This is a genomic window from Immundisolibacter sp., from assembly GCF_014359565.1.
GTDB lineage: Bacteria > Pseudomonadota > Gammaproteobacteria > Immundisolibacterales > Immundisolibacteraceae > Immundisolibacter.
The window spans coordinates 283,573-309,263 of sequence record NZ_JACIZD010000003.1; the positions used below are offsets into that span (position 1 = coordinate 283,573).

General features: G+C 68.5%; 26 protein-coding genes. 11 read left to right on the top strand and 15 right to left on the bottom strand.

Annotated features, from left to right (window positions below; translation table 11 throughout):
* Positions 1–28 precede the first annotated feature (28 nt).
* From H5U26_RS07415 to H5U26_RS07440, 6 genes are read right to left on the bottom strand one after another with little or no spacing between them, the layout of a single operon-like run.
* The gene (locus tag H5U26_RS07415) at positions 29–2,380 is read right to left on the bottom strand and encodes an MMPL family transporter (protein ID WP_290618194.1); all 2,352 of its coding nucleotides are present in this window, start codon (positions 2,378–2,380) and stop codon (positions 29–31) included.
* Positions 2,370–3,017: an outer membrane lipoprotein carrier protein LolA gene (locus H5U26_RS07420; RefSeq protein WP_290618196.1), complete on the bottom strand. Its 648-nt coding sequence runs from the start codon at positions 3,015–3,017 to the stop codon at positions 2,370–2,372. Before H5U26_RS07420 ends, H5U26_RS07415 begins: the two co-directional genes overlap by 11 nt.
* Entirely contained in the window at positions 3,014–3,436 is a 423-nt protein-coding gene (locus H5U26_RS07425) for an acyl-CoA thioesterase (protein WP_290618198.1), read from the bottom strand. The genes H5U26_RS07420 and H5U26_RS07425 overlap by 4 nt, the downstream gene beginning before the upstream one ends.
* Positions 3,433–4,212, bottom strand: a complete 780-nt coding sequence (locus tag H5U26_RS07430) for a glycosyltransferase family 2 protein (protein ID WP_290618200.1) — start codon at positions 4,210–4,212, stop codon at positions 3,433–3,435. Before H5U26_RS07430 ends, H5U26_RS07425 begins: the two co-directional genes overlap by 4 nt.
* Positions 4,212–5,051 (bottom strand): lysophospholipid acyltransferase family protein, encoded by an 840-nt coding sequence (locus H5U26_RS07435; protein ID WP_290618202.1) that lies wholly within the window; start codon positions 5,049–5,051, stop codon positions 4,212–4,214. The genes H5U26_RS07430 and H5U26_RS07435 overlap by 1 nt, the downstream gene beginning before the upstream one ends.
* A complete protein-coding gene (locus tag H5U26_RS07440) occupies positions 5,048–6,067 on the bottom strand; it encodes a hypothetical protein (RefSeq protein ID WP_290618204.1) in 1,020 nt (339 codons plus the stop codon). The genes H5U26_RS07435 and H5U26_RS07440 overlap by 4 nt, the downstream gene beginning before the upstream one ends.
* 314 nt (positions 6,068–6,381) lie before the next feature.
* On the opposite strand from H5U26_RS07440, the gene H5U26_RS07445 reads away from it, so the two are divergent.
* The 8 genes from H5U26_RS07445 (at position 6,382) to H5U26_RS07480 (ending at position 12,355) form a co-directional block, all read left to right on the top strand.
* Entirely contained in the window at positions 6,382–6,660 is a 279-nt protein-coding gene (locus H5U26_RS07445; RefSeq protein WP_290618206.1) for a phosphopantetheine-binding protein, read from the top strand.
* Positions 6,660–7,253 carry a hypothetical protein gene (locus H5U26_RS07450; RefSeq protein ID WP_290618208.1) on the top strand — a complete coding sequence of 198 codons (594 nt, stop codon included), beginning with the start codon at positions 6,660–6,662 and terminating at the stop codon, positions 7,251–7,253. The genes H5U26_RS07445 and H5U26_RS07450 overlap by 1 nt, the downstream gene beginning before the upstream one ends.
* A gap of 161 nt (positions 7,254–7,414) precedes the next feature.
* The gene (locus tag H5U26_RS07455; RefSeq protein WP_290618210.1) at positions 7,415–8,674 is read left to right on the top strand and encodes an AMP-binding protein; all 1,260 of its coding nucleotides are present in this window, start codon (positions 7,415–7,417) and stop codon (positions 8,672–8,674) included.
* Positions 8,661–9,005: a hypothetical protein gene (locus tag H5U26_RS07460; protein ID WP_290618212.1), complete on the top strand. Its 345-nt coding sequence runs from the start codon at positions 8,661–8,663 to the stop codon at positions 9,003–9,005. Before H5U26_RS07455 ends, H5U26_RS07460 begins: the two co-directional genes overlap by 14 nt.
* A 9-nt stretch (positions 9,006–9,014) precedes the next feature.
* Positions 9,015–9,932: a hypothetical protein gene (locus H5U26_RS07465; protein WP_290618213.1), complete on the top strand. Its 918-nt coding sequence runs from the start codon at positions 9,015–9,017 to the stop codon at positions 9,930–9,932.
* The gene (locus H5U26_RS07470) at positions 9,913–11,094 is read left to right on the top strand and encodes a beta-ketoacyl-[acyl-carrier-protein] synthase family protein (protein ID WP_290618215.1); all 1,182 of its coding nucleotides are present in this window, start codon (positions 9,913–9,915) and stop codon (positions 11,092–11,094) included. The genes H5U26_RS07465 and H5U26_RS07470 overlap by 20 nt, the downstream gene beginning before the upstream one ends.
* Positions 11,091–11,885, top strand: coding sequence for a beta-ketoacyl synthase chain length factor (locus H5U26_RS07475; RefSeq protein ID WP_290618217.1), 795 nt, complete (start codon positions 11,091–11,093; stop codon positions 11,883–11,885). The genes H5U26_RS07470 and H5U26_RS07475 overlap by 4 nt, the downstream gene beginning before the upstream one ends.
* Positions 11,882–12,355 carry a hypothetical protein gene (locus H5U26_RS07480; protein ID WP_290618219.1) on the top strand — a complete coding sequence of 158 codons (474 nt, stop codon included), beginning with the start codon at positions 11,882–11,884 and terminating at the stop codon, positions 12,353–12,355. The genes H5U26_RS07475 and H5U26_RS07480 overlap by 4 nt, the downstream gene beginning before the upstream one ends.
* Before the next feature lies 1 nt (position 12,356).
* On the opposite strand, the gene cls is transcribed toward H5U26_RS07480, so the two are convergent.
* The 5 genes from cls to H5U26_RS07505 all read right to left on the bottom strand — a co-directional run bounded on the left by cls (position 12,357) and on the right by H5U26_RS07505 (position 16,967).
* Entirely contained in the window at positions 12,357–13,784 is a 1,428-nt protein-coding gene (gene cls / locus H5U26_RS07485; protein ID WP_290618221.1) for a cardiolipin synthase, read from the bottom strand.
* Between the two features lie 256 nt (positions 13,785–14,040).
* A complete protein-coding gene (locus H5U26_RS07490) occupies positions 14,041–14,955 on the bottom strand; it encodes a hypothetical protein (protein WP_290618223.1) in 915 nt (304 codons plus the stop codon).
* Positions 14,956–15,135: 180 nt separating this feature from the next.
* A complete protein-coding gene (locus tag H5U26_RS07495) occupies positions 15,136–15,975 on the bottom strand; it encodes a BON domain-containing protein (RefSeq protein ID WP_290618225.1) in 840 nt (279 codons plus the stop codon).
* 81 nt (positions 15,976–16,056) lie between these two features.
* A complete protein-coding gene (locus H5U26_RS07500; protein ID WP_290618227.1) occupies positions 16,057–16,623 on the bottom strand; it encodes a lipid-binding SYLF domain-containing protein in 567 nt (188 codons plus the stop codon).
* A 131-nt stretch (positions 16,624–16,754) separates the two neighbouring features.
* Complete coding sequence (locus H5U26_RS07505; protein WP_290618229.1) at positions 16,755–16,967, bottom strand: CsbD family protein; 213 nt, start codon at positions 16,965–16,967, stop codon at positions 16,755–16,757.
* 690 nt (positions 16,968–17,657) lie between these two features.
* On the opposite strand from H5U26_RS07505, the gene H5U26_RS07510 reads away from it, so the two are divergent.
* Complete coding sequence (locus H5U26_RS07510) at positions 17,658–18,122, top strand: (2Fe-2S)-binding protein (protein ID WP_290618231.1); 465 nt, start codon at positions 17,658–17,660, stop codon at positions 18,120–18,122.
* A gap of 1 nt (position 18,123) precedes the next feature.
* Entirely contained in the window at positions 18,124–20,235 is a 2,112-nt protein-coding gene (locus tag H5U26_RS07515; protein ID WP_290618233.1) for a molybdopterin cofactor-binding domain-containing protein, read from the top strand.
* Positions 20,236–20,247: 12 nt separating this feature from the next.
* Here the strand turns inward: H5U26_RS07515 and H5U26_RS07520 are convergent, their stop codons facing one another.
* Positions 20,248–20,853 carry a histidine phosphatase family protein gene (locus H5U26_RS07520; RefSeq protein ID WP_290618235.1) on the bottom strand — a complete coding sequence of 202 codons (606 nt, stop codon included), beginning with the start codon at positions 20,851–20,853 and terminating at the stop codon, positions 20,248–20,250.
* Positions 20,853–21,440 carry a 1,6-anhydro-N-acetylmuramyl-L-alanine amidase AmpD gene (gene ampD, locus H5U26_RS07525; protein ID WP_290618237.1) on the bottom strand — a complete coding sequence of 196 codons (588 nt, stop codon included), beginning with the start codon at positions 21,438–21,440 and terminating at the stop codon, positions 20,853–20,855. Before ampD ends, H5U26_RS07520 begins: the two co-directional genes overlap by 1 nt.
* 169 nt (positions 21,441–21,609) lie before the next feature.
* Between ampD and gmk the strand changes: the two genes are divergently transcribed.
* Positions 21,610–22,260, top strand: coding sequence for a guanylate kinase (gene gmk / locus H5U26_RS07530; protein WP_290618239.1), 651 nt, complete (start codon positions 21,610–21,612; stop codon positions 22,258–22,260).
* A 21-nt stretch (positions 22,261–22,281) separates the two neighbouring features.
* On the opposite strand, the gene pbpG is transcribed toward gmk, so the two are convergent.
* Together pbpG and parC are read right to left on the bottom strand one after the other, a co-directional pair.
* Positions 22,282–23,145, bottom strand: coding sequence for a D-alanyl-D-alanine endopeptidase (gene pbpG / locus H5U26_RS07535; RefSeq protein ID WP_290618241.1), 864 nt, complete (start codon positions 23,143–23,145; stop codon positions 22,282–22,284).
* Positions 23,146–23,327: 182 nt separating this feature from the next.
* Positions 23,328–25,571, bottom strand: coding sequence for a DNA topoisomerase IV subunit A (gene parC / locus H5U26_RS07540; protein WP_290618243.1), 2,244 nt, complete (start codon positions 25,569–25,571; stop codon positions 23,328–23,330).
* Positions 25,572–25,691 lie beyond the last annotated feature (120 nt).

Sequence of the window (25,691 nt, forward strand, 5' to 3'; positions counted from 1 at the left end):
GACCGGCATGCAGCAGACTCGAAGGAATTCACGAAGCATCCATGTGGATCGTCCCGGCCGGCGGGCGCTGCAACAGCAATGCCAGCAAATAGGTGAAACCGACGCCGATCAGCAGCGTCAGGCCAATGGCGCGAATGAACGGCGTGGCGCTGAAGGCCAGCAGGCCGTAGGACAGCGCCGCCCCCACCGTCGACAGCGTAATGGCCAGCACCGTGGTGGCGCGCGAGGCCGCGCCTTCGCGCAGGAACACCGCGTAGTCCACGCCAAGGCCCAGCACCAGGAACAGGCCAAGCACGTGGAACAGGTTGAGTGCGCCGCAGGCGCCCAGCACGCCGGCAGTGAGCAGCGCGGCGCCCATCGGCGCCATCAACAAGCGGGCGGCGTCCGTGATGCCGTAGCGCAGTGCCATCGCGCTGCCGATCAGAACATACGCGGCCGCCAGCAGCAGCAGCGCCAGTCGCCGGTAGTGGCCGAGCAGTTCGGACACGGCGGCCACCTGGTCCACGAACTGCACGCCCGGCAGACCGGTCGCCAGTGCCCGCAGGGCGGCGAAGTCGCGGATCCCGCTCAGGCTGACGATCGAGGCATAGCCGTTTGCGTCTGCGCCCAGCCAAAGATCGCGATAGGGCATGGACACGGCATCGGCGAGCCACTGCGCCACACCCAGCGGTGGCGCGGCGGCCTCGAACTCAGCCAGGCGCTGCGCTACCAGCGCCGGCGGAAAGCCGAGCTCGTCCATCAGCCGCGGACCGATGCCGCCGGGGCGGTAGACCTGCGCCGCCAGCAGGGCATGGTTTTCCTGTTGCCGCTGCGCGGAAGGCAGGCCGCGGCTGATCGCCCGGTAGCTGTCGAGCCCACCGTGGGCGACCACCGGATCGAGGCCTTCCCGCAGGCGCTCCTCGGTCTGCAGCACGGCTTCGGGAGACGGCCCCTGGACAAGGAAGAACTGACTGTCGGGAATACTCTGCAGCAGCTCGCGTATGCGGCTGTCGGCTTCGCGCAGCGGCGCCGGCACGGCATACAGCAGCCTTACATCGTCGGCAAATCGGACGCCGGCCATGCCCAGCACGGCCAGCACGGCGAGGACCCAGGTCGCGCTGCGGGTGTGCCGGCCGCCCAAGCGGCCAAGGCTGCGATCGAGCCACACCGCCCAGCGCAGCGGTAGCGGCTTGCCGCGCCGAGCCGGCGGCCCCAGCACGGGGAACCAGCACAGCACGCCGATGCAGGCCACAACCAGGCCGGCGGCCGAAAACACGGCCATTTGCCTCAGCCCCGGCAAGGGCGTCAGGCCCAGGCTGAGGTAACCCAGCACGGCGCAGCCCATGCCCATGACGATGCTGGGGCCGACATGACGCAGGGCCTGGCGCGGCGTCCAGCCGGCCGGGTTGCGGAACTGGTCGGCCAGGAAGTGGGTGGAATAATCCGCCGCCACGCCGATCAGGCCGCTGCCGAATACCAGCGCGATCAGCGTCACGCGGCCGAATACCAGCTGGCACAGGGTCAAGGCGGCCAACGCGCCGCTGCCCAGCACGACGACGTTCAGCAGCAGGGGGCGCAGCGAACGGAAGGTCAGCAGGATCATCAGCGCCACGCCGAGCAGCGACAGCGTGCCGACCAGGTTGATCTCGGCGCGCGCGCGTCGCGCTGCCTGCGCCGCGTGCAGGATGACGCCGGCCGGGATCACCTGCGCGCCCGCGCCGCGCGTCTGCGCCACCGCGGCATCGATCGCCGGCATGATCCGGTCCTGGGTATCGACCGAGAACGGGTCGCCGCCGATTTCGGCCCCGACCAGCACGTAACTGACGCCGGCCTGGGTGAGCATCAGCATGCCGTGGTCCGGGCGCACGGCGCCCAAGGCGGCCAGCTGCTGCGCCAAAAAGTCCCCGAGCAGGTTGAAGGGGTCCTGCGCCACCGGCAACGCCCGCGGCATGACACCGGGTCCATACAGTCCGGCGAGTGTTTGCGCGCGCAGGCGCTCGGTGCCGCCCGGCTGGCTCAGCAGCCGGCGCTGCGCGTCCGACAGCAGGCCGAAGCGATGCTCCCGGTACAGCGTCAGATCCGCCATCCCGGCATCGGCTTCCAGGCTCACGGCCGTGAACACGTGCGCATCGCGCAAGCGATCGGCCAGCAGCCGGGCCGCCTCACGCGCGCGCTGCGGATCGGCGTCGCCCACCAGGAACAGCAATTTTCGGCCGACCGCATCGGAGTGGCGTTGCTGCGCGGCCGCGGTCTGATCGGCGGCGCCCGGCAGCAGGGCCATGATGTCGGTGTCGATGCGCAGCACCGGGGCCACGCGCAGTGCATAGAACAGCACCAGCGCCGCCACGGCCGCGGTCCACAGCCAGAAGCGCAGGTAAATCCCGCCGGGCTCAGGGCTCAAAGCGTTGGCGCTCGGTGGGCGTGAGGCTGGACCGGGGCTGCGCTGTCGCATCCAGGTCGATCTCGGTACGGTCGCCTGCCGCCTCGTACAGGCGCACCTGTTCCACGCGCGCGCCACCGCTGATGATGGCTTGCTGGAACCAGGCGGCGAGGCTCGCATCGCGCGGTCGCAGGCCCAGCTGCCAGCGCCCGCCGGAGTCGGTCATGAACAGGTCGAAGCTGCGCGCCAGGGTGTCGATGTCGAGCGTGAACAGGGCGAAAAAGACGCTGGCGACGAGCTCCGACCCCGGCTGGCGAAGGCTTGTGCGGTCCGGCGCCGATGGGCCGGCGTCCAGCTGCACCAGTCCGCCATGGGTCAACGTCACGGCGGAGTCGATCGGCGTCTGGGCATGCCACCACACGCCCAGATCGCGCACCAGCAGGAACTCGCCACTGGACGTCAGTGGTTGCGGAATCTCGCTCAGATACTTGCGCTGCTCGAAGCGGCCCCGCAGCACCTGAATCTGGCCCAGATCGGGCATGGCCGCTCGCAGGACGGCCTGCGCCCGGGCCGGCGTTTGCGGGTGATCGAACAGGTCGTCGGCCAGCACCGGCAGGGCAAACAGCAGGGCGATCAGCCAGCGCAACGCATGCTTCATGTCGCCAGTCCGAGTTTTTCGAGCAGCACCACGGGCGAGGGCAGGCACATCTGGCGCGTTTCCAGGTCCACCGCAACCTGCACCGTCTCGCCCTGGGTCAGGCGCTTGCCGGTGGCGGCGTCGGTGATCCGGTAGCGGATGCGCAGCCGGAATTGCCATTCCAGCAGGGTGGCACTGACGTTCAGGCATTGCGCAAACACGGCCGGCCGGATGTATCGCACGCGCAGGTCGATGACCGGCCAGCTGTAGCCGGACGCGGCCATTTGCGGGTAGTTGTAATCGAAGCTCTCAAGCAGCGCGCAGCGGGCGAGCTCGAAGTACTTCGCGTAGTGGCCATGCCAGACGATGCCGGCCGGGTCCAGGTCGTGGAACGGCACCTGCACCTGTACCGCCGCGCTTCGTGCCGCTGGCGCGCTCATGCGGTGCGCCGCCACAGCAGCCGCGGCAGGCGCAGGCACATGCCGACCAGCAGCCGCAGGTGCATCCAGGCCAGGCGCAGGTTCTCGCGCACCATGTGGAAGTGCGACACGCCGTCGGCGGGGTAGGTCACGCGCGTGGGCACGCTTTGCACCGGCACGCCGCGCCAGAACATGCGCACCATGATCTCGGTGTCGAACTCCATGCGCCGGCCGACGTGGCCCTGGTCCCACACCGCCAGCGCGGTGTCCACCGGGTAGACCCGAAAGCCGCACATCGAGTCGCGGATCTGCAGCGAAAGAGTCTGCAGCCAGACCAGAACGTGCGTCAGGTAGCGGCCATACAGGCGCGCCTTGGGCACCGACTCGTCATACACCGGGATGCCGGTGACCAGTGCCTGTGGCTGCGCGCGGGACACCGACAGCAGGCGCGGCAGGTCGCTGGCGTCGTGCTGGCCGTCGGCGTCGATCTGCACCGCGTGCGTAAAGCCGGCGGCGTGAGCCTCCCTGAGGCCGGTCATCACCGCCTCGCCCTTGCCGCGGTTTCGCGCATGGCGGCTCAGGCGCACCCACTGCGCCTCGCGGCTGGCGATCTGTTGCAGCACTTCGCGGCTGGGCTCGCCGCTGCCGTCATCGACGATCCAGCAGTTCAGGCCAAAGGGCTTGAGTCGCTCGATGGTGCCGGCAATGGCGCCTTCGTGACGGTAAAAGGGGATGACGATGCAGGGTCGGTAGGGCGCCGTGCCGCCGTACTGCGTGGGGTGCTCGCCCTGGATCACTAGGCTGCCGCCGAATCCACGGGTGCGGATGCCGCGCCGGCCGCCGTGGCGCTCGGCAGCGCCGCCGAACCGACGCGGGCGCTGAAATAGTCCAGCAGGTGGGCCGTCACGCGGCGCGCGGAAACGGACCTTGGCTCACCGGCCACCACCAGGTCGGCCAGGCGGATCGGCTCGCCGACGCTCACGCACCAGTGCGGTCTTTGCGCCGGCACCCGGTACCAGACGTCGGACTTGGTCAGGGCACTGGGATGGCACACGATGGTGACGGGCAGCAGGTCGCAGCCGGCGACGAGCGCGATGTGGGCCGGGCCGCGTTTCATCTTCAGCGGCTGGCCCGGCACGCTGCGCGTTCCTTCCGGAAACACCAGCAGCGAGTCGCCGGCGCGCAGTGTCGCCAGGCAGTCCTCGATCAGGTGTTCGGGGGTGCTGTTGGGGATATAACCGGCCCAGCGCATCGGCGCACCCAGGAATGGATTGCGCTGCAGCGATTCCTTGACGATGCAGCCGACCTGCGGCATCTGGGCACCGATGAACAGCACGTCGATCAGGCTCGGGTGATTGGCCACCACCAGCTGGCCGGGCGCCGCCAGCCGCTCGACGCCGTGCAGCTCGAAGCTGAGCATGCCCAGCCGGCGCGCCATGCCCAGGATGAAGCGGTAAAACACATGCGTGCAATGGCGCACCCGCCGACGCGTGGTGGCCTCGTCGGGCGAACTCAGGCGCAGCAGCGGATACCACACCACGCTGACCACGACGCAGGCCAGGCCGAAGGTGGCGAAACACAGGCCGGTACTGGCGATCCGCGAGGCGTAATCCAGCCTCTGCCGCCAGCCGCTCATGCGGCTGCCTGCGCCGATGCGCTGTGCGCGGTGGCGGTGAACAGCCCCTCGATCTCCAGCAGCAGGTCGCGGCGGCAGATATCACCGACCAGGCACAGCAGCGGTACCTGGTCGCCAAACAGCTGCCGCACGCGCGGCAGCAGCGCGGGGTCTTCGTGGCCGGGACGGATGTAAACCTTGAGCGCAGCCGCGCGAAAAGGCCCGGCCGCCGGCTCGAACGCGCTGGCCTCACCGAGCAGCGCTTCGACGTTGCGATGAGTTTCGTCCAGCTGGGCCAGCAGGTCGCCCGGATGCAGCGTCCGGTGACCCACCACGCTGGCGGTGCCCGAGACGAACAGGTGACTGCAGTCGGCCCAGCGCTTCAGGCAGGCGCGCGAGAAACTCGGGCTCTTGGGGCCGTAGGTCGGCGGGTAGCGAAAGGCGCTGACCTGGCGCGGGTTCTCGATCTGCGCGCCCGGATCGCGCGCGGCCAGGAAGTACACCGTCATGCCGCCCTCCTGGGTGCCGATGGCGGTGGCGGCCGGCAGTCGGCCTTCAAAACCCGGCTGCCGGGCGAGGGCGTCATGCCGTCCCTGGCTGAATTGGCGGTAGCGCTCGGCGTCGCCTTCGCCGTGGTTGATGTGGCCCAGGAAATTCCACATCCGCAGCCAGCACGGGTAACCGAGGCGCCGCAGCAGCAGGTCGATGCGCAGGTACGCATGCGCGGTGGCGCGAACCAGGTCGGTCAGTTCGCCTTCCTCCAGGCGCAGATGCCCGAACAGCACCTCGCCATCGTGGGCGTAACCGAAGCCGTCGGACCAGCCGTGCTCGACCGGCCGGCGACTGCGCCAGACCTCGGCCACCGGCGCGCCACCGGTCTGCGGCAGCGCGATGTTGACCTCGCGGGGGTCCTGCGCTGTGCTCAGGTGGGTGCCGAAGTGAATCCGCGCCAGTACATCGTGATCGAGCGTCTCGTGCGCGTCCGGCTCGTGGGACAGCTGATAGGAACAGCCGTCGCTAGGTAACGTGGGTGCCATGCGTGGACTCGGTGGTCGCCACCGATTCCTGTTGGTATTTACAGTAAATCAGGGGGGGCTTCCCTTGGAGAAGGGTAGGCGTTGCAGGTGGCGAGGTCTGTCCGCTACCACACACAAAACTTGCGATCCTGTCAGCCATGCCGCCGCCGAGCCGCGGGCCGACCGCACCGTCCTGCGCACACGCATTGACGGGCCAGGTTACGCCCGCAACCGGCGGCATATGTGCGATGCGCAACGTACGTGGTGCTGCCGAACCGGATTATAGTTCAACCACTATGTCAGCCATTGAACCAGCCACTGAAGGGGAATCAGGCATGTCCCCACTGTCCGACGCAGAGCGCGAGATGGCGCAATTTCTGGTCACCGTGCTCAACCTGGAAGGCGTGGCGCCGGACGACATTTCGCCCGAGGCGCCGCTATTCAGCCATGAGGCCGCCGGCCTGGGTCTGGATTCGATCGATGCCCTGGAGATCGCACTGGGCGTGCAGCAGAAATACGGCGTCGAGCTGCGGGCCGACGACGAGGACAACAAGCAGATCTTCGGCTCGCTGCGGGCGCTCAGCGCCTACGTGCAAAGCCGCCGCCCTGCCTGATGCCGGTGCTGCTGCTCGCCTATCCGGTGCTGGTGCACCTGGCCGTGTTGTGGGGCGCGCCGCGCCTTGAATGGCTGGCGCTGGTGGTGATGTGCGCAATCCCGCTGTATCAGGGCCTGCGGGCGCTGCGCCCCGGCCACTGGCTGAGCCTGCTGGCCCTGGCCGGTTTGCTGCACGTACTGACGCGCATGGGCGGCGGCATGTACGCCCTGTTCGTGCCGGCGGTGGTCACGCCGGCCGCCGTGCTGGCGGTGTTTGCCGGCTCGCTGCGCGCCGGTCAGGTACCGGTGGCGACGCGTCTGGCGCAGCTGAGCCGCGACGCGCTGGAGCCGGACGTGCTGGTCTACACGCGGCGCGTGACGGCGCTGTGGGTGCTGATCCTGGCGGCCATCGCGGTCGGCAACGCGGCCCTGGCCCTGTTCGCGCCGCTGCCGGTGTGGTCGCTGTTCAGCAACTTCGTGAATTACCTGCTGGTCGGCCTGGTGTTCGTGCTGGAGTACCTGTACCGGCGGCTGCGCTTCCCGGCCCATGTTCACGGCGGATTTCTGGCCCACCTTCGCCTGGTCGCGCGCACCGACTACAAGGCGGTCTGACATGGTCTTGCACCCGTTCAGGCATTACGCCCAGGATCCCGGGGCGCGGCGCGCGCAAGCCCTGCGCGTGCGCGGAGGGGAGCATTAGCGCCATCGCGCGGCTGCCGCTCATCGATCTCAATCACCCGCCAGGTCCGGTGGCGTGGCGCGGTTCGGATGGCGTGAGCCGGCAGCGATTCCTGATCGACGTGCTCGCCCTGGCGAGCCGACTTCCGGAAGCGACTCACGCGCTCAACCTGTGCGAGGACCGCTACCGCTTCATGACCGCCTTCGCCGCAGTGTGCCTGCGCGGCCAGACCAATCTGCTGCCGCCGAGCCAGGCGGCCGGTGTCATGGCGCAAATCGTCGGTGCGTATCCCGGTTGTTACGGGCTGGCCGACACGGTGCCGCCCGACCTGCCGCTGACATGGATCGCGGTGAGCGACGAAGCGGGCGCCGATATCGCGCCGCACGCGGTTCCGACCCTGCTCCACGACCACATCGCCGCAGTGGTTTTCACCTCCGGCAGCACCGGCACGCCGCAGGTGCATGCCAAGACCTGGGGCACGCTGGCGCGCACGGCGCAGCTGATCGCGCAGCGCTTTCTGGGAGACGGGGCTGTCGCAGCCAACATCGTGGCCACTGTGCCACCGCAGCACATGTACGGCCTCGAAACCACGGTGATGATGGCCTTGGCCAGTGGCTGCGCCGTGCACGTCGGCCGCACCTTCTTTCCGGCCGAGTTGCGCGACGCCCTGGCGCAGGTGCCGGCACCGCGGGTGCTGATCACGACGCCCGTTCACCTGCGCGCGTTCATCGCTGCCGGTGGGTCGTTCCCGGCGTTGCAGCTGGTCGTGTCGGCCACCGCGCCCCTTGCAACGGAGCTGGCGGCGGCCGCCGAAGCCGCGCTCGGGGCGCCGGTGCATGAAATCTATGGCTGCACCGAGGCCGGCAGCATGGCCACGCGCCGTACCATCGCCACGCCGGTCTGGCAGTTGTTCCCCGGCATGCACCTGAGCTGGCACAACGGCACGGACCTCGTGCACGGCGAGCATCTGCCGGCGCCGGTAACGCTGCCGGATCTTGTCGACGACCTGGGTGATGGCCGGTTCCACTTGCGCGGACGCAGTACCGACCTGCTCAAGGTGGCCGGCAAGCGCGCGTCCCTGAGCGAGCTGACGGCGCATCTGCTGCGGATTCCGGGCGTCGTCGATGCCGTGGTGTTCGTGCCCGAAGCGGCGCGGGGCGGCGAGGCGCGGCCCGCGGCGCTGGTGGTGGCGCCTGAGCTGAGTGAGGCGCACATCCTGGCGGCGCTTGGCACGATGGTCGATCCGGTGTTCCTGCCCCGGCCGCTGGTCCGCGTGGCGCGCCTGCCGCGCAACACGGTCGGCAAGCTGCCGCAGGCGGCGCTGCTGGCCGAGCTGGAGCGTGGCCGTGCCTGAGCCGGGCGTGCCGGTGAATGCGTCACCGACCCGCGCCCGGCACTGCGCCAGCGCGCAGGTGCCTGGCGGACATCCGTGCCTGGCCGGTCACTTTCCGGGCAACCCGGTGGTGCCGGCCGTGGTGCTGTTGGATCGGGTGCTGGACGCCCTGCACGCCTGGCGCGGGCCGCAGTGGCGGCTGCACCGCATAGTGGCGGCGAAGTTCGTGTCGGCATTGCGGCCGGACGAGCGCTTCCAGATCGAGCTGACCATGGACGGCACGCGCCTTGATTTTCGCTGCCAGTGCGACGACCGCCTGTTGGCCCACGGCAGCTGGGAAGTGGCGCAGTAGGTGCCCAGCATGCCGGCGCACGAGGTCTGGGAGGCACAGCCCGAGCGCAGCAACCCGCGCACGCTGCGGCTGGTGATCTGGCTGGCGCTGCACCTGGGCCGCACGTTCACCCGCCTGCTGCTGTACCCGATCGTGGCCTATTTCCTGCTGACCGGGGGCGAGCCGGCGCGCGCCTCGCGCAGCTTCCTGCGCCAGGCGCTGGGGCGCGAGCCGACCTGGCTCGACCGCGTCCGTCACTGGTATACCTTTGCCGCCGTGGTGCTGGACCGGGTATTCCTGCTCGGTGACCGCACGCACTACTTCGCGGTGCAGGTAGAGCACGAAGACGTGGTCCTGGAAGCCGCGCGGCAGGGGCGCGGCGCCGTGCTGCTGGTGTCGCATTTCGGAAGCTTCGATGTGATTCGGGCGATCAGCCAGCGTGCGCCGGATCTGCGCCTGCGCATCGTCGTGGACCGCCAGCACGGCGCCATGCTCACGCAGCTGCTCGAAGCGCTCAACCCGACCCTGGCCGCTGGCGTGATCGATGCCTCGCAGCGCGGCCCGCAACTGGCGCTGGTGCTCAAGCAGGCGCTCGATCAGGGCCACGTGCTGGGCATGATGGGCGATCGCGCCTACGCCAATGAGCGCACGGTGCCGGTGCGTTTCATGAACCGCACCGCGCACCTGCCGGAAAATCCCTGGATCCTGGCCAGTGTGCTGCAGGTGCCGGTGTTCCTGGCCTTTGGAATCTATGACGGCGGCAACCGCTACCGCATCCGCTTCGAGCGGCTGGCCGAGCGCGTGGTGCTGCCGCGCGCCACGCGTGCCGCGGCCGTGCAGGGCTACGCCCAGGCCTATGCCGAGCGGCTCGAAACCCAGGTGCGGGCGGCGCCCTACAACTGGTTCAACTTCTACGACTTCTGGACCGATGAAACCGCTGCGGATTAGCGACTACACCAACACCTCGGCGCTGGGCGCGGGCAAGGCGGCGCATCTGGCGGCGTTGCGGGCGCAGCGCAGCGGCCTGCGCCAGACGCCGTTTGAAACCTGCGATCTGACAACCTGGACCGGATACGTCGAAGGTCTGGACACGCCGCTGAGCGGCGAACTGGCCGGCTGGGACTGCCGCAACAACCGCCTGGCCGAGCTGGGCCTGCGTCAGGACGGGTTCCTGGAGTCGGTCGAGCGGCTGCGCCAGCGCCACGGCCCGCAGCGCGTGGGGGTGTTCCTGGGCACCAGCACCTCGGGCATCCAGCAGGCCGAGCTTGCCTACCGCGCCCGCGCCGCCGCAGGTGACGGTGCCCTGCCGGACTGGTTCGACGTCGCCAAGACCCAGAACATCTTTTCCTGCGCCGATTACGTGCGCCGCCGGCTGCGTCTGGACGGCGTCGCGCACGTGATCTCGACCGCCTGTTCGTCCAGCGCCAAGGCCTTTGCCTCGGCCTACCGGGCCATGCACAGCGGCCTATGCGATGCGGCCGTGGTCGGCGGCGTCGACAGCCTGTGCCTGACCACGCTGTACGGCTTCAACTCCCTGCAGGTGCTGTCGACCGACATATGCCGGCCGGCGGATGCGCAGCGCAACGGCATCTCGATCGGCGAGGCCGCCGGCTTTGCCATCGTCGAGTTCTCGGACCAGCCCGGCCCGGCGCTGCTCGGCTATGGCGAGAGCAGCGACGCCCACCACATGTCCTCACCGCATCCCGAGGGACACGGCGCGCTGGCGGCGATGACAGCGGCCTTGCAGCGCGCCGGTCTCACTGCCGCTGACGTCGGCTACGTCAACCTGCACGGCACCGGCACGCCGGCCAACGATCTGGCCGAGGACAAGGCGGTCTGCGCCTTGCTGGGCAGCGCAACGCCGTGCAGCTCGACCAAGGGCTGGACCGGCCACACGCTGGGCGCGGCAGGAATCCTCGAAGCGGCGATCAGCCTGCTGGTGCTCGAACACGGCCTGCTGCCGCGCAGCCTGAATACGCGCCAGCGCGACCCGCAACTGGGCGCGGCGATCCTGATGGAAAACCGCGAGCAAACGGTGGCGCACGTCCTGTCCAACTCGTTCGGTTTTGGCGGCAGCAACTGCAGCCTGCTGTTCGGGATGCAGGCGTGAAAGCGCTGTACATCGACGCCGTCGGCTGCTGCGCGCCGGGGCTCGACGGCTGGGAGCAGGCGCAGCCGGTGCTGCGCGGTGAGCGCCCGTACCAGCGCCAGGATCTGCCGCCACATCAATCGCAACTGCTGCCCGCCAACGAGCGCCGCCGCGCGCCGCTGTCCGTGCGCCTCGCCTTTTACGTGGCCGAGGATGCGCTGCGCCTGGACCCACGCCCGCCGCAGCGCCTGGCGTCGGTGTTTGCCTCGTCGGATGGCGACACGCATATCTCGCACCGCATCAGTCAGGCGCTGGCGCAGCCGCAGCGCGTGGTGTCGCCCACCGATTTTCACAACTCGGTGCACAACGCCGCCGCCGGCTACTGGAGCATCGCCACCCAGGCCAGGCTGCCGTCGGTGAGCCTTTCGGCCTGCCACGCGAGTTTTGCCGCCGGCCTGCTGGAAGCCGGCGGCCTGGCCCAGGTCGAGGATCTGGATTGCCTGCTGGTGGCGTTCGACGTGCGGCCGCCGGACCTGTGGCAGCCGCTGTGGCCGGTTACCGAATCGGCCGCGTTCGCGCTGATCCTGTCGCCGCGGCGCAGTGCCGGTTCGCTCGCGGTGATGCACGTCGAGCCGATCCCGCGCGTGGCCGATACCGGCATGCCGCAGGCCGGTTTGGAAACCCTGCGCCTGAGTAATGCTGCCGCCCGCGCGCTGCCCCTGCTGGCACTGCTGGCGCGCGGCGAGCCGGGCACCGTGCTGCTCGATGGCGCCGGCGAACACAGCCTGCGGCTGGACCTGGAACCGTTGTGAGCGACGCCCGTTTCGACCCGGCCCGGATTGGCGATCTGGCCCAGCTGATTCCCCACGCCGGGCGCATGTGCCTGCTGGAGGCAGTGCTGGTCTGGGACGAGCAGATCATCCGCTGCACCACCCACAGCCATCGCGATCCGCATAACCCGCTGCGCAGCGGCGACCGGCTGGCGGCCCTGCACCTGTGCGAATACGGCGCGCAGGCGATGGCCGTGCACGGCGGCCTGCTGGCGCGACTCGAACACGGCGGCAAGGCCGTGCCCGGCGTGCTGGCCGCCCTGCGCGAGGTGGAGTTCGCCGTCGAGCGCATCGACGACATCGAGGGGCCGCTGACAGTGGTCGCGTACAAAAAGATAGCCGGCCCGACCGGCTGGCTTTACGAGTTCGAAGTCGCTGCGGGCGCCCGCTGGCTCGCCCGCGGGCGGGTGTCGGTGATCCGGCCTCAGCGGCTGGAGGCACCCGCAGCTTGAGCTACAGCCAGTAAGCCACTAGCCGGGCCATCTGCTCTTTCAGTCGGTCCAGCAGCGGCCGCTTTTCCCATTCTTCGAGGGTGATGATGTCCGACTCGGCCAGGTCGGCGGCAAACATGGCTTCCATTTCTCGGGCAAAGCCGCGCCCCAGAACGACAGCGTTGATTTCGTCGTTGTGCAGGAAACTGCGCCAGTCCAGATTGGTCGAGCCGATGGTGCTCCAGACGCCGTCGATGCTGGCGGTCTTCGAATGCATCACCGAACCGTGCCGCTCGTAGATGTGCACGCCCGCGCGTAGCAGCTCGGTGTAGTAGGAACGGCCCAGGTAGAAGACTGGGGCCGAATCGGCGTAGCTTGGAAGCACCAGTTTGACGTCGACACCGCGCCGCGCAGCGTCGCGGAGGGCCTTTCGCAATTGCGGGTCGGGTGCGAAATAGGCAATCGTCAGATGCACCTGCAGTTCCGCGTGGGTGATCGCCGACATCAGGGTCAGATAGATCGGGCTGTTGGCATCGTCGGGGGTGCTGCCGATGGCGCGCACGATTTCGTCGCCCTCGGCAGCAAGTTCTGGAAAGTAGTTCCTGGCCGGTAGCGGCTCGCCTTTTTGCCGCGCCCAGGTGTCCATGAACAGCCGCTGGAAATCGGCGACCACCGGCCCTGCGATCTGAATGTGAGTGTCGCGCCAGCCACTGGCGGGGTCCTCGATCGGAGTGTCCCGTTTTCGGTCACGTCGGCTTTTCGGCGCGCTGGTGTAGGTATCGCTGATATTGATCCCGCCGACGAATGCGATACGGCCGTCGATCAACAGCAGCTTGCGATGGTCGCGGTTGTTGAGCTTCCAGGCCTTCGTGTTGCCGGCCAGAGGATTCACGGGATTGAATTCGAGCACCCGGACACCGGCTTGGCGCAGACGGTCGAAAAACGCTTTGGGCGTCGACAGACTGCCGACACTGTCATAGATGACGTTTACCTGGACTCCGGCGGCTTGCCGTTCCAGCAGCAGATCCGAGAACTGCCTGCCGACTTCGTCGTCAGAAAAAATATAGGTCTGGAGGTTGATGTGGTCCCTGGCGGCGCGCATGGCGGTGAACATCGCCTGGTAGGTGGCTGGCCCGTTCTGCAGCAGGCTCAGTTTGTTGCCCAGCACCAGCGGGGTGTCGGAGTTCACCGCCTGTTCGTAGGCCAGGTGTTTTTCCAGCAGGTCGGAATCGGCGCCCTTGCCCTCCAGCCGGGCAACGATCGCGTCGCTGCGTGCGGCGGAAACCGGGCCTCGCGCACCCTCGAACTCGACCTCCTGCGGGTGCGGTGCGGCCATTTCGGTTTTGGCGTTGGGCAGGCTCGCGCAGCCGGCCACCGCGCACAGGCACAGCACGGTGGCCGCGACATGTCCCGGCGCCGCACCCGGATGCAGCCTGGGCCAGGTTTTCACAGCGGCGTCGGGGCGAATGACGACGGCCCACCCGCAGCCACGCTGGACCGGTCGTCACAGCCCAGAACGGCGATCACGAGATACGGTTCATTGGGCGTTTGTGCCGGCATGGTCCTGCGCGCGCTTTCGCGGGTTTCCCGAATCGGAAAGCGAAGGCGGACGCCGACATTGTCACCCCGCGGTAGCGAGATGTTTTGTGAGATGGCGTATGGATTGCCTGAGCGGCAACCGGCGCGGATGTATAACTGAAACAACCTTACCTTGCTGTCGCGGTGGGGCTTGGCGCTTGCTGGCGCGCAATTTCCCTGCGTTTCATGTCGAGGTACTCGCCGCGTTCCATTTCGTGCAACTGAGCCGGATAACGTTCCACGCCGTCGAACCATGCATTCAGGCGCTTTTCGGCTTGCTGCGCGGCCGGTGCCGACAGGGCGCCAAGGTAGGCTTCGATCGCCAGGTAGTAACGCATGGTGTTGCGCTCGATCACGCCGCGCGTGCCGCCGATGTAAACGGGACGGCCGTCGGCAGTGTGCCCGGTGACGCTGAAACCCAGCTTGTTGCGCCCGATGGTGCCCAGGTAGCCCTGCATGGCGAGGCGGGCGGTCATGCCGTAGGCGTATGCATAGGACAGGTGCAGGAAGCTGCGCCGGGCATCGAGCGGCACCACTTCGAGCACGACGTGGTAGGCACTGGTACCCAGCGGGCCTTCGTCGGCACTTAAAACGACCTGCAGATAATCGGCACTTCTCGTCACCACCCGGTACAGAAACTCGAACCCGTAGGCATCGCCCAGCGGTTGATCGAACTTGCGTCCGATGCTCACGCTCAGCGTGCCGCCGGCCTTCGGGGAGGAAGCGCGGCAGCCTTTCACATTCAGGTGCAGGATCAGGATGTCGCACCAGCGATCCATGCCTTGCAGAGCCGGAGCCATCTCGCCGAAAGGCTGTTCGATCTGCGTGTAGATATCGCCCTGCAGCCGACCGGCAGTCTCGAGGGATTCGAGGTACAGGGGGCGCTTGAACTGGTTGCTGGCCAACTGTTCGCGCAAAGCGGCGTGGCGCGCCGTCAGGGACGCCGCGTCGAGCGCGTGGGCAGGCGCCATGCCGGCCAGCGCCCACAGCAGGACCACACGCTGCCATCGGCATCCGCCCGCCATGCGTGCGCCAAATTTCATGCCTCTGTCGCTCCATGGCCGCGCCGGTGAAGGATTGCCATGCGCCCGCAATGTATCCGATGGACAGGCGGCAAGGCGTGCCGGTTGCCCGTCCTTGGGACAGCCGTGCGCCGGAACGCCAAAAAACCGCCGCGCAATCCCATGCATCGGGATGCGCGGCGGTCTTCCGGTTGTTTTGCGCTAGTTCAGGACCGTGAGGCCCTCGGACCGAACGCTTTTGACGCCACGCACGTTGTCGGCCAGTTCGATGGCCAGGGCACGCTCGGCGCCGCTGTCCACCTTGCCCTTCAGCGTGACGACGCCAGCAGTCGTGCTCACATCGATATCCGAACCGTCGACATTGCTCGAATACATCAAGGTGGATTTCACCTTGGTCGTGATCCAGCTGTCGGAGATGTCCTGCTCAGCCTCTTTTGCGGCACTCTTGGCGCTGTCGGCCACGGTGGGCTTCTTCGGGGTCACGACCAGCTGATTGTCGACCGACGCCACGCCACGGCTGTTCAGGGCCAGCCGACCGGCGAGCGCCTTGGCGTCCTTGCTGTCGGCAGTGCCCTTGAGGGTGACACGGCCGCGATTCGTGTCCACGTCGGCGGCCAGACCATCGGTAGATTTGCTCCACAGCAGCTTCGACTTGACGGTCGCGGTGATCGTCGCGTCGTCGATTGCCTCGCCATAACTGCGGGTCGAAGAGGCCGCCGGGGCGACATAGTCGGGTTGCACCACGATCTGGTTGTCCACTTCCTTGATGCCGTTGACACCCAGCGCGATCTGCTCGGCCAGATCCTTGTTGACGCTCTCGTCGACCTTGCCGGTCAGCGTGGCCTTGCCGTTGTCCACCGACACCTTGAGGTCGTTGGCACGCAGATAGGGACTCAGGGCGTATGTCGTCCAGATCTGGGTTTCCTGCCGCGCTTCGGTGACATCCTGCGACACCGTGTCGGCACTGGCCGCGCCGCTGATTCCGCCAATCGCCAACGCGACCGCTGAGGCGAGTACTGACTTGCGAAATGGTATGTACATGGGGGGTTATCCTTATCAATTAAAAACTAAACTTTCGTGGCGCCGTCGATTTATTTCGATGGCTTGAAATGCGGCGGTTGCTTATCGCTTGATGCGCGTGACTTTGGTGCCTTCGATGCTCAGGCTCGCCATCAGGCCCTGCTGATCGAAAATGAAGGCATAGGCGTCGTCTTTCAGCGTCGAGGTCGAAAGATTCTTCGCTACGCCCTCGTTGACCGCCACCACTGTGGGGCCGACGCCAAGCTCCCAGCCTTCCGACTTGTCCAGATATTCCAGGGCCTTGTCATTCATCAGGAAAACCGCATAGCCAAAGGACTGGGCGCCGATCTGCAGACCCCAGGATGCCGATACGGAGTTGTAGTAGCCGGCGACGGTGTTGCCCTTGATCAGGGCGCCTTCGCCATACGCGCCGCCGAATACGAATCCGGCCTTGACGATGTTCGGGAACACCAGGACTGCCTTGGCTTTCTTCGAAATATCCAGCGCGAGCGGATTGTTCTTGTACAGGGTTTGCAGCGCCTGCTTGGCATCCCGGTCAAGCTCGGCTGCGGTAGATGCCGCCGCCGCCGACCCGCTGAACAGGCCTGCGCACAGGGCGGTGGCGGTTGCAAGGAACAGCGCCAGGGCGCCATGTCGTAGTGTGTTCATGAAATTCTCCAGTTGGATAAAGAGTTGCGGATCGTCCGGCCATCATTGGGTGGGCGCGAATGATCCTGTGCGGATCAAGTGGGCTTGGTTCACATCACAGCGCGTCAATCGCACGGTGGTTTTGGCCTGTTTCAGGGTTTGTTTTTCTCGAAGAATGCCTTGACCTGCGCCATTGCTTCTTCGCGCGTTATGGCATAACGCTCCTGAATCAGACCGGCCAGTTTCTGCTCATGGCCTTCGACTTTCAGCAGTTCGTCCTCGGTCAGATTGCCCCAGGCAATCTTGGCGGCACCGATCTGCTGTTTCCATCGGCCCTTGATTTCGTCGCTGCTAGGTAGGTTCATGATGTATCTCCTGTGTTGTTGGCTTGCCAGGTCGTCAGCGCTCCAGCTGCGTGCAGTCGGATCCGGATTGGGGCTACTTCGAGAACCGGATCAGCGCTGCAATTTCGCCTTGCGTCAGGTTCGACTTGAGAACCTCTGCAAAGTTCACGTCGGGTCGACGCGTTCGAAGTTTCCGCGATGCCGGATAGCGGGCCGGCAATGCCCGCGGCGAGGCGTCTGTTGGTGGTGATTGATTAAGGAATTTCTGAACTCCGCGTAATCAGCAGGCCGGTCAAGGTGCCGTGCACGGTAGCCCCGCGCGTCGCCGGCGTCGGTACGCTGCCGCGCTTATGGCGCTACCGGCGCTTGTCCCGGCCGCCGTATCGCGCCGGGTCTGTGGCGGGGCTTGAAGCCCAGTACAGACCCGGTTCGGGGTCCTGGCGGGTCCAGGAAGCCGGCGGAGTGGCGGCTGGCCGTCTCGTGATTGAGCGCCACGCGCTGGGCCATGGCGTGCAGGTCGCGCCCGCGCCGCCGCTGGGCTTTGCCGCCATAGATCGCCGTGGCGCCGCTGTGGATGAACAGCTGCGTGTGGTTGTCGCGCGCCTCGTGCCCAGCCCGGCGCGCCACCGACCTTGGTGGGTGCGAGCGCATCGACAGGCCTGGGACGTCCTTGCTAGGCTGGAGCCCGGTCCAAATCCAGCGGAGCGTGCCATGACCCGCATGCAAGTGAACGGCAAGACCTTCGAGGTCGATGCCGAGCCGGACAAGCCCCTGCTGTGGGTGCTGCGCGAGGATCTGGGGCTCACCGGCGCCAAGTTCGGCTGCGGGGTGGGGCAGTGCCTGGCCTGTGTGGTGCTCTTGGATGGTCAGCCCGCGCCGGCCTGCATGATGCCCCTGGCGGCGGTCGGGGCGCGGCAGGTGACCACCATCGAGGGCTTGTCGGCCGAAGGCAGCCACCCGGTGCAGCGCGCCTGGAGGGAGCTGAACGTGGTGCAGTGCGGCTATTGCCAACCCGGGCAGATCATGGCCGCGACGGCGCTGCTGGCGCGAACGCCGGATCCGGACGACGCCGCCATCGACGCCGCGCTGCGCGGCAACCTGTGCCGCTGCGGCACCTATCAGCGCATCCGCCAGGCCGTGAAACGTGCCGCCGTGTTGAGCAGGGAGCAGGCCTGACATGGTCGCCCTGACACGCCGCGCGTTTCTGGTCAGCGGCACCAGCCTGGCCGGCGGGCTGTGCCTGGCCTTGCGCCTGCCGTTGGCGGGGGCAGCCGGGAAAGCTGCCGAGGCCGGCTTTGCGCCCAACGCTTTCGTGCAGGTCGCCGGCGACGGGGTGGTGACGCTCACGCTGCACAAATCCGAGATGGGGCAGGGCACGCACAGCGGCCTTGCTGCCATCCTGGCCGACGAGCTGGACGTGGATCTGGCCACCGTGCGCCTGACCATGGCCGACGAAGACCCGGCCTATTACCTGTCCGGGGGCATGATGGGCACCGGCGGCAGCACCAGCATCCGCCTGTCCTGGGATGCCCTGGCGGACGCGGCGGCCAGCGCCCGCGCCATGCTGGTGGCCGCCGCGGCGCGTACCTGGCAGGTCGGGCCGGCCGCCTGCCGCACGGCTGTCGGCAAGGTGCTGGGCCCGACCGGGCAGGCGCTCGGATATGGCGAACTGGCGGCCCTGGCCGCCACCTTGCCGGTGCCCGAGAAAGCGCTGCGCAAGCCGCCGGCCGAGTACCGCTACATCGGCAAGCCCACGCCACGCGTGGACAACCTGCAAAAGATCACCGGGCAGGCGCGGTTTGGCATCGACGTGACGCTGCCGGGCCTGCTGACGGCGGTGGTGCTGCGCCCGGCGCAGTTCGGCGGCGCGCTGGAGAGCTTCGATGCCGCGGCCGCGCAGGCGCTGCCGGGCGTGCGCAAGATCGTCGCCATCGATTCGGGTGTCGGCGTGATCGCGGATGGCTACTGGCAGGCGCGGCGGGCGGCGCAGAAAATCATCGTCAAGTGGCGCCCGGCGGCGCAGGCGATGGACAGCATGGACATCGCCAAGGCGCTCGATGCGGCGCTGGAGCAGCCCGGCAGTCCGGCGCGCCGGGACGGCGATGTCGAGGCCGCGCTCAAGGCCGGTGGCCAGACGCTGGAGGCGACTTATCGCCTGCCGTTTCTGGCCCACGCCTGTCTGGAGCCGATGAACGCCACCGCCCATGTGCGGGACGGACACTGCGAAATCTGGGCGCCGACGCAGGGCCAGACGCGCGCCCGCGACGCCGCCGCCAAGCTGCTGGGCATCCCGCGCGAGCGCGTGACGGTGCACACCACGTACCTGGGTGGCGGCTTCGGGCGGCGTTTCGAGGTCGACTTCGTGCTCGATGCGGTGGCGCTGTCGCGCGCCGCCGCGGCGCCGGTCAAGGTGATCTGGTCGCGCGAGGACGATCTCGCGCACGACTTCTACCGCCCGGCGGCGGTGCACCGGCTGGTGGCGGCGCTGGACCAGCAGACGCCGACGGCCTGGCAGCACCGCATCGCCAGCCCGTCCATCCAGGCCCGTCTGGCGCCGGAGACCCTCAAGGACGGCATCGACCGCTCGGTGGTGGAGGGCGTGCGCGAGCTGCCCTATGCCATTCCCAACGTGGCGGTGGACTGCGCGCTGGTGGAAACCGGCGTGCCGGTCGGCTACTGGCGCTCGGTGGGCAACTCCGGCAATGCCTTCGTGGTCGAGTCCTTCATCGACGAGCTGGCCCATGCTGCCGGGGAAGACCCGCTGGCATTCCGCCGCCGCCTGCTGGCCGAGCAGCCGCGCCACCTGCGGGTGCTGGAGCTGGCCGCCGAGCGTGCCGGCTGGGGCCAGCCGTTGCCCAAGGGTCGGGCCCGCGGCCTTGCCGTGCACAGGAGCTTCGGCAGCTACGTGGCGCAGGTGGCCGAGGTCGAGGTGGTGGACGGCACACCCCAGGTACGGCGGGTGGTGTGCGCCATCGACTGCGGACGCCATGTGAACCCCGACCAGGTGGTGGCGCAGATGGAAGGCGGCATCGTCGACGCCCTGTCGGCGGCCCTGTATGGCGAGGTGCCGATTGCCGGCGGCAGCGCGCGGCTTGGCAATTTCGACACCTATCCTTTGCTGCGGCTGGACCGGATGCCGCGCATCGAGGTGCACATCGTCGGCAGCGAGGAGCCGCCCGGCGGCACTGGCGAACCTGGCGTGCCGCCGCTGGCGCCGGCCGTGGCCAACGCGTTGTTTGCACTGACCGGACAGCGTCTGCGCTCGCTGCCGCTGCGCCTGCCGACCTGATTCCAGCCCGCTTCAGGCGCCCGGCTCCAGCCGCAGCAGCGCGAACAGCAAACCGTGCGGCGTGTGGTCCAGGCGCAGCCGGGCCTGGCCCGCATAGCCCATGCGTACCCGCCAGCTGTGACTCAGCGGCATGCCCAGCACACCGCGTAGCAGCATGGCGATGGTGCCGCCGTGGGCCACCACCAGCACGCGCTGGCCGCGCGAGTCGTCAATCAGGCGCTGCCAGGCGGTCTCGACCCGGGCGCAGAAGTCGGCCAACGGCTCGCCCTGCGGCGGGGGATGGGCCACCGGGTCATTCCAGAAATTTGCCAGCGCAGCGCCGTAGGCGGCCTCCACCTGCGCCGACGTGAGCCCTTCCCACAGACCGAAGCTGATTTCGCGAAAATCGGCCTCGACCCGGCACTCAAGCCCCTGCTGCCGGGCCAGCGCCTCGGCAAACTCCCGGCAGCGGCGCAGCGGCGAGCAGACCACGCGGTCCCAGGCGCCGCCCGCGGTGGCCGATTCCATCTGGGCCCAGCCGGCGGGCGACAGCGGATCGTCCACGGAGCCGCGAAAACGCGGGCCGCCCGCCGGTTCGCCGTGGCGCAGCAGGTCGATGGTGGTGACTGGCGCGTCCATCAGGCCGCCATCAGCGCCGCGCGGTAGACCGCCCAGTCGAAGTGCGGGCCCGGATCGGTCTTGCGGCCGGGCGCGATGTCGCTGTGGCCGACGATGTTCTCGGCCCGAATGGCCGGGCAGGCGGCGCGCACTGCCCGCGTCAGCGCGGTCAGCGCGGCGTACTGGGCGGCCGTGAAGCGGTCGCGGTCACTGCCCTCCAGCTCGATGCCGACCGAAAAATCGTTGCAGCGCTCGCGCCCGGCAAAGCACGACACGCCCGCATGCCAGGCGCGCCGGTGCACGGGCACGAACTGCTGCACCTGTCCCTCGCGGCGGACCAGGAAATGGGCCGATACGCGCAGATTCGCCAGCTCGCCGTAGTCCGGCCGGTGGGTACAGTCGAGCGTGCCCAGGAACAGCGCCGCCACGTCATCGCCGCCGTATTCGCCGGCCGGCAGACTGATGGCGTGGATCACCAGCAGGTCGATCGCAATCCCCGGCGGGCGGGCGTCGCAGTGTGGCGAGGGCAACTGGATCGCGCCCTGCGCCAGGCCGGTTTCGCGGTCGATAGGGAAATCGCAAGCGGCGGGTGGCAGGGGCGCGGTCATGGCGCAAGCTCGGACAAGGGCGATCGTTGCGTGGGGAGCGCATTGTCCCGCCAAAACGGAGCGGCGGCCACGGCCAGGTCCGAGGATTCGCGGCGGGGCGCCGCTCCCACAAGGGCCTCGCACACCCTGTGCCCGGCCAAGCGGATAATTTGCCGCGAATCCCACCCCCGTGACCCCACCTGAAGCCACCGCCATGTCTGCCAATCCCGGTCTCCTGTACGTCGTCTGCGGCCCGTCCGGGGTCGGCAAGACCAGTCTGGTGCACGCCCTGGTGGGGCGTCGGCCGGGGTTGTCGTTGTCGGTGTCCTACACCACCCGCCCGCCGCGGCCAGGTGAGCGGGACGGCGTGGCCTATCACTTCGTGAGCGTGGAGCGCTTCGCGGCCATGCAGGCGGCCGGCGAATTTCTGGAGTGCGCGCAGGTGTTCGACCATCACTATGGCACCTCGGCGGTGGCCGTGGCCCGGTCGCTCAAGGCGGGTGAGTCGGTGGTGCTGGAAATCGACTGGCAGGGCGCGCGTCAGGCGCGGGAAAAGCTGCCCGGCTGCGTCACGGTGATGATCCTGCCGCCGTCGGTGGCGACGCTGCGCGCGCGCCTGGGTGGCCGCGGCGATGATTCGACCGTCATCGACCGGCGCATGCGCGATGCCCTGGCGGAGCTCGGCCACTGGCCGGAGTTCGACTATCTGGTGGTCAACGACGCCTTCGAGCAGGCGCTGGACGACCTGTGCGCCATCACCCGCGCCACGGAACTCGCGCGCGATCGGCAGCGGCCGTGGCTGGCGGCGAACCTGCCGCAGTTGCCGGATCTGTCGGGCTGAGGCCGCGCCGCCGCCGCTCGATCAGCGGCTGGCGGCGACCTGGGTTGTGCGCGCCGAGGCTTCCATCCAGCGGCGCGCCCGGCCGGCATCGCCGACGCGGGTCAGCGTGCCCGACGAGTCCATCAGCACCATCACCACCGGCTTGTTGCCGACGGTGGTGTGCATCACCAGGCAGCGGCCCGCTTCGTTGATGTAACCGGTCTTGGTGACGGCGATGTGCCACTGCGGGTTGCGCACCAGTGGGTTGGTGTTGCGGTACTGGGTCAGGTGCCGCCCGACCTTGACCGTGTACTCGGGCGTGGTGGAGTAGGCGCGGATGGTCGAGTAGCGTGCGGCGGCCTGCACCATGCGCGCCAGATCGCTCGGCGTCGAGCGGTTGTCGCCCGACAAGCCGGTGGCTTCCACGAAGCGCGTGTGGGTCATGCCCAGCGCCCGCGCCTTGCGGTTCATGGCCGCCACGCCGGCCGCCGGGCCGCCCGGGTAATTGCGCAGCAGCGCCGCCGCGGCGCGGTTCTCGGACGACATCAGCGCCAGGCGCAGCAGGTCGCTGCGGGACAGCTTGGTGCCGATGGCCAGACGCGAGGTAGTGCCGCGCAGACGGTCGCGCTCGGCGTCGGTGATGGTCAGTATCTGGTTCATCGGCTGACCGGCATCCAGCACCACCATGGCGGTCATTAGCTTGGTGATGGAGGCGATCGGCAGGGTCTGGTCGGGGTTTTTGGCGTACAGCACCTGGCCGGTGTCGGCGCGCATGATCAGCGCCGCGCGCGAGCGCAGGTCCACGGCGGGTCGGGTCGCCGGCGAGCGGGGTGCTGCCTGGACGGTGCTGAGGCACGCGGCGATCAGCGTGCCGACCATGAGGCGCAATACCGGGGATGGCCGCATCGTTCTCCCTGAAGGTGCTGGTCCGACCGGTCGGGTCGGCGGTTAGGCGCGCCCGGCATCAGGCGCGGCGCGCACAGTATCGCCATTTTTGCGCGTGGCGCCAGTGTCTGCCTTGTTATTCGGGTGATGCCGGGGTGATCGTCGTTGCCTGACGGGCGCCGCCGGTGGCCTGTTGCGGTGCCTCAGACCTCCAGCTCCAGTCCGCGCACCCGGGCGAAGCCGCGCGGCAGCGGCTTGCCGCGCGCGCCGCGCGCGGCGCTGTAGGAGTCCAGATCACTGCCGCGCAGGGTCAGGTGACGACCGCCAGACAGCACCCGAAGCGCCGCACCGTCCGGCAGGGCGAGCACGCACAGCAGCTTCTCTTCGCCGCTGGCGGCCAGCTTGCCGGGGATGCCGAGCAGCTTCACGCCCTTGCCGCGCGCCAGCTCCGGCAGCTCGCGGGCCGGGAACACCAGCAGCCGTCCGGCCGTGCTGACGCAGGCCAGGCGAAGGTCAGCATCGCCGTCGCCATCGACGCGCAGCGGCGCCAGCGGCAATGCGCCCTCGGGCAAGCTCAGTACCGCCTTGCCGGTGCGCTGGCGCGAAATCAGCGACTCCAGCGGTGTGACGAAGCCGTAACCGGCGTCGCTGGCGATCAGGTAGCGCTCGTCCGGCTCGCCGAGCACCACGTGCAGCATGCGCGCGCCGGCTTCCAGCGTCAGGCGCCCGGACAGCGGTTCGCCGTGGCCGCGCGCCGAGGGCAGCGTGTGCGCCGGCAGGGCGTAGGCGCGCCCGGCCGAGTCCAGGAACACCGCCTGCTGGTTGCTGCGTCCGCGCGCGGCGGCCAGGTAGCTGTCGCCGGAGCGATACGTCAGCCCCTGCGGGTCGACATCGTGGCCCTTGGCCAGGCGCACCCAGCCGTGGGCGGACAGCGCCACCGTCACCGGCTCGCTGGGCGTCAGGTCGGCTTCCGCCAGCGCCCGCGAGGCGCCACGCTCGACCAGCAGGCAGCGGCGCGGGTCGCCGTATTTTTCGGCATCGGCCTCGATCTCATCGCGGATCAGGCCGCGCAGCAGGCTGTCCGAGCCCAGCGTCGCCTGCAGCGAATCGCGCTCGGCGGCCAGCTCGTCGCGCTCGCCGGTCAGGCGCGTTTCTTCCAGCCGGGCCAGGTGGCGCAGCTTCAGTTCCAGAATCGCCTCGGCCTGCGCGTCGCTGAGCGCGAAGCGCTCCATCAGCACCGTCTTGGGCCGGTCCTCGTAACGGATGATGGCGATCACCTCGTCGATGTTCAGGAACGCGATCAGCAGGCCTTCCAGGATGTGCAGGCGGTCCTGCACGCGCGTGAGGCGGTGCTGCAGGCGCCGGCGCACGGTGACGGTGCGAAATTGCAGCCATTCCAGCAGCAGCCCGCGCAGGTCGCGCACGCCCGGCCGGCCATCCAGGCCAATGCAGTTCAGGTTCACGCGGTAGCTTTTTTCCAGCTCCGTGGTGGCGAACAGGTGCCCCATCAGGGCCTCGACATCGATGCGCTTGCTGCGCGGCACCAGCACCAGGCGGGTCGGGTTCTCGTGATCGGACTCGTCGCGCAGGTCCTCCAGCCAGGGCAGCTTCTTGGCCTGCATCTGGGCGGCGATCTGCTCCAGCACGCGCGCGCCGGACACCTGGTACGGCAGCGTGGTGATGATGATGTCGCCCTCGTCCAGCTCGTAGCGCGCCCGCGCCCGCACGCTGCCGTTGCCGCTGCGGTACATGTCCACCAGCTCGGCGCGCGGGGTGATGATTTCGCAGCCGGTCGGAAAATCCGGCGCCGGCAGCAGGCGGCATAGGGCCTCCAGGTCGGCATCCGGGTGGTCCAGCAGGTGCAGCACGGCGGCGGCCACTTCGCGCAGGTTGTGCGGCGGGATGTCGGTGGCCATGCCCACGGCAATGCCGTGGCCGCCGTTGAGCAGGATGTTCGGCAGCCGCGCCGGCAGCAGCTGGGGCTCGTCCAGCGTGCCGTCGAAATTGGGCGTGAAATCCACCGTGCCCTGGCCGAGTTCGGCCAGCAGCACGTCCGCGTAGCGCGACAGCCGCGCCTCCGTGTAACGCATGGCAGCAAACGACTTCGGATCGTCCGCGCTGCCCCAGTTGCCCTGGCCCTCGACCAGCGGGTAGCGGTAGGAGAAGTCCTGCGCCATCAGCACCATGGCCTCGTAGCAGGCGCTGTCGCCGTGCGGATGGAACTTGCCGATCACGTCGCCGATGGTGCGGGCCGATTTTTTCGGCTTGTTGCCGGCGGCCAGGCCCAGCTCCGACATGGCATACACGATGCGCCGCTGCACGGGCTTCAGGCCATCGGCCAGGTGCGGCAGGGCGCGGTCCAGGATCACGTACATGGCGTAATCCAGGTACGCCTTCTCGGTGAAGGTCTTCAGCGGCAGGCGTTCGATGGTGTCGTCGAGGCTCATTTACGCGGCGCGGGATCGGCGAAAGGGGCGCGTATGGTGACGCAAGCGGCTCGGCGCTGCCCAGTTTCGGTGAGCTGGTTCATACTTTCCGGGCGAATTCGACGTGCGGGCCTGCGACCC